This is a genomic window from Noviherbaspirillum autotrophicum (assembly GCF_000818395.1).
Classification (GTDB): Bacteria; Pseudomonadota; Gammaproteobacteria; order Burkholderiales; family Burkholderiaceae_D; genus Noviherbaspirillum; species Noviherbaspirillum autotrophicum.
In genome coordinates this window covers 1,877,283-1,880,961 of the sequence record NZ_JWJG01000028.1, presented here as the reverse complement: position 1 = coordinate 1,880,961, position 3,679 = coordinate 1,877,283, and the positions used below count along the sequence as shown (strand labels likewise).

The 3,679-nt window shown below is 60.7% G+C and carries 3 protein-coding genes; all 3 read right to left on the bottom strand.

The window, feature by feature from the left end; all coding sequences use genetic code 11:
• Positions 1-724: 724 nt before the first annotated feature.
• Positions 725-1,051: a DUF4156 domain-containing protein gene (locus tag TSA66_RS10015; RefSeq protein ID WP_040042417.1), complete on the bottom strand. Its 327-nt coding sequence runs from the start codon at positions 1,049-1,051 to the stop codon at positions 725-727.
• A gap of 58 nt (positions 1,052-1,109) precedes the next feature.
• Positions 1,110-1,745, bottom strand: a complete 636-nt coding sequence (locus TSA66_RS10010; RefSeq protein ID WP_040039890.1) for an SAM-dependent methyltransferase — start codon at positions 1,743-1,745, stop codon at positions 1,110-1,112.
• Positions 1,746-2,022: 277 nt separating this feature from the next.
• Positions 2,023-3,552, bottom strand: coding sequence for a CYTH and CHAD domain-containing protein (locus TSA66_RS10005; protein WP_040042416.1), 1,530 nt, complete (start codon positions 3,550-3,552; stop codon positions 2,023-2,025).
• Between the last annotated feature and the right edge of the window lie 127 nt (positions 3,553-3,679).

Sequence of the window (3,679 nt, the reverse complement as noted above, 5' to 3'; positions counted from 1 at the left end):
GGCGCCATGATTTAGGCTCATGTCATGGAAAAGGGAGACGGCGGCGTTTCTTCACCCATCGATCATCCGAAGAGGTACTGGGTATCCAAGCGTCAGCTTTCGATCATTAGCCCATGGACCTGAGCGGCTACTTTTGGCCGACAACTGCCTGTCGGAAATCGCCGAGCGATTGCCGCTCTTGAAAACTTAGCTGACGTTCGATAATGGAGGCTCAGTCGCGACCTCCGACCATAAGCCCGGGTTAAGCCCGTCCACCTGAGGGCGTTGTCTAGCCCGACAAGCAGAAAGCATCACTGAGTAGTGTTATCAGGACGGCGGATTGGTCGCGGACGCTCGCATCTGTTCGAGCGCAGCGCGCCCGGTTGCACGAGTCGGGAAGCTGCGGCGCTGCGCCGGCTATGCGAGTGTTTAAGTGAGTCCTGACATATCGAACGTCGAGGCGGGTGCAGGCGGCGGCCCCGACAACCGTTGCAGCAAATCGCACGTAGCGGGCGTGCCGTCCAGTGGCGCGACCAGCACCTTGTCGCCGTTGACGCCGACGATATAAGTGGTTCCATGATTTGCCGCTTGTGGTTTTCTTGGGTTTTCAGTGGGGCGTTAAGACCTGCCCCGCTCGCATCCGGGCGGGCTGAAACAGGCGCGCGGCTGTCCACCGATCCTGTGGTTGAGGGCCAACCACTGACGCACTACGCGCGGCGGTAGGCAAACAGCGCGTTGCTCCAAATTATTTGTGGCAACGATAGATATTGAAATTGCGCGCGCCATCTACCACTGGCCCAGCCGGGGCGATGGTATCGCCGCCCGACCCCTGTGCCGCATTTCGGGCCAGAGTGGCCAGCTCGTTTTCCACCGTAAATTCGCTGCGCCCAACCGGTCCGATCTTGTTCAATACGCTGACATGCACGGTGCCATGGGCGACGCAATTGGCTGTATTAGCCAGATAAGTGACGTTTACCGCTTCGGCCCCTGGTTTGAGCTGCACGTAATCGGCGCAGGCCGTGAGGGACAGCAGCGTTAACGCGATGGTGCCGCATTGCAGAGTACGGGACATATTCATATTTTTGATTGGAAGACTAAAAATGGCGATTTCTGGCCGGTACGCGTGTCCGTCAGCGCGGGTAAGTGAAGCCGGAGCGAATATCCATCGGTACCAGACGGCTTCCCTCGCGCACCATGAGCCGGTGGGGCGGTTCGTCGCCTGCCAGCGCGCGCGGGGTGACAGGCAGTCCTTCGCCCTTGCGCAACAGCGGATCGCAGCGTTCATAAACGTTGCGGCAGCCGGTAGCAGAAAGGAGCGCCTGTACGATAGGCACCTTCCACAGCTCGACGCCACCGGCGTTGAACTGGCAAATCAGATAGCCGGCGCTGCCACCATAGCCATGCACCAGAAGACCCGGCAAGCCATCCTTCTCGCCGTCGACCAACAGGAAGAGCGCCTGTGGATCTGCGGTGCGCTGCGCATCGGCGCGCAGAAGCACACCCGCTTGTACGCGCCGCTTGATCATCGCGTGGTCCACGGGTTCGTCTTCGCGCAACGTCCAGACGCGGGCGGTGATTTGCGATTTCGCGTTATAGGCCGCGCGAGCCAGGAACTGGCGAGATGACGATTGCACAATTGCCGTGGCGCCCGGTTTGTTGCGCTCCTGCGGCTTGCCGTCCACCTTTTCGACGGCGGAGAGGTAAATCCACGGGTCGCCGGAAAGCAGGCCTTTTTCCTTACCTTGTTTAATGGTGATGATAAGCATGCGCAGCTTTCGTTTTTGGGAACAGGATGATACAGCAAGCCGCCGGCGTTCCCTTCCACATTTACCGCCCATAAAGATACGGGCGGTCAGTTGCATTAACTAACGCCTTTCAGCCGCACATTTGTGGCGCCAGTCGCAATGCCTTTGGCGCCCTACGGCTCGCCCCCCTCTGAGCGCACAGCCTGAGCCCATTTGCAGCGATGACGACGCCCGCCGCCCGGCACCGCACGAATCTGCGTACCACAAGTGTATTGACACGGCGTATTGCGTTGGCTACTCATCGCAGCCGCGGCCGGTCGGCCCCCCGGAAGTGCTTCCAGGTCTTGCGCAGCTTGCGCTCGTTGTCCGAAACGGACGCCGCAAGAAAACCCCGCGCATATGCAGCGCTCGCTGCGGCCGCCGGCTTTTCCGTTTCCAAATACCGCAGCAGGCGGTCGCCAACCGAAACGTCGTTGCGCCAGCCAAGTTCGTCCTGCATGGCCGACAGCGCATCGAGGTACGTGCGCAGGCGCTTCTGCCGTTGCAGGGGCGCGAAGAATTCGACCGCATACCGGTTCCTCTTTGCCGCAATGCGCAGCCTGTGCAATTCCTCGGGCGTCGCGTGGCGAATGTTCCTTCCGCGCTTCACGATGCGCTTGTGCCCCTGTTTGAGCGCTTTCTCCGCAAACGCCTTCAGCGGCGCCTCCAGTTGCTCGACATTGGCCTGGCCCGGCGTGTCCCGCCATTGCTTCCCTATCACCCAGGCAAATATGCTTATCATGAGCCTTGCGTAACGCGGCGAGCGCAGCGCGGCGCCGGCTTGGTTCCGCTTGCCGCGCACGACCTCGTCCATGGCGGCATTCAGCGCAGGGAAGGACGCGTCCCCCGTGCCTCTCGCGCGGGCAAGTGTCGACGATGACAGGACATCCCAGTCCCTCGCCTCGCCCAGCGCTTCTCCCAGCCAGCGGAGTTCTTCCTGCAAATGCACCGGGCACGGCGCGGCCGTCCCGAACAGCTTGAGTGCCGAACGCAAGCGGCGCAAACCGACTCGCATCTGATGCAGGCTCTCGGGATTGCCACTGTCCATGACAGCCGCTTCGTTGGCCTGGATTTGTGCCAGGCAGTTCAGCACGATTGCCTGCAGGCCGTCTTCGATTGTCGGCGAAGGCGGAAACGTCACAGGCGCGGCTTTCACAGGCGCACGTTCTTCCTGCCTGCAAAGGGCGTAGCCGCGCTGCGCCTTGCTGACATTGCTGAGACGCAGGGGGATGCCATCGAGTAATTTCATCGCGATGGCGTACAAGCAGCCTGGTTCTCCCTCCTTCAATTCGAGTTCGATCTCGCTCACCGGCACCTTCCGGTCCTCGTGCTGGACACTTCCTTCGTCGAGCACGAGCTCGACGAAGCTGTCCCCATCGCGCAGGTTCCACGTTGTCCGATGCACCTTCACCTGGAAGATCGGCTGTAGCGCATTGGCGAGTGATGGCTGCCGGAGAAGCGCCGACAGGGGCGAACCGGCGTCGACCATCGATGCAATCTGAGCCAAAGCCGGTACTGCGCCATCGACCGGCGTTTCCCATTCATCGTGCTGGTGGAGTCCGCCTTGTACGCTGCCGCCGGCCTTCAGGGTCTGGATCCAACGGCCACGCATCTTGCGCACCCGTAGGCCCGCGCCGTGCTGGCGCAGGGTGAATTGCGGCGTGTCGAAGTAAATCGCGGTCAGCTCGTCCTGTTTCTGTTTTCCATTGCCAAGCTCCTTGATAACCGGATGACCACGCAGCGTATCGCTGTCTGCCGGGTCGAGTTCCAGTTTCAGTTCAATCTCCACGTTGGCTCCTTGCGTGCAATGGTAAAAGTCATTGTGATCATGTTCCCTCGACCGGGTTGCAAAATTGCGCACAGTCACGCAATTTTTCGTCATACAACAGCGCCACAATCCGCAGCGACAAGGGACA

Coding starts and splice junctions, on each gene's coding strand:
- TSA66_RS10010 (WP_040039890.1), bottom strand. CDS start 1,745: ATGCTTATCATCACCATTAAACAAGGTAAGGAAAAAGGCCTGCTTTCC.
- TSA66_RS10015 (WP_040042417.1), bottom strand. CDS start 1,051: ATGTCCCGTACTCTGCAATGCGGCACCATCGCGTTAACGCTGCTGTCC.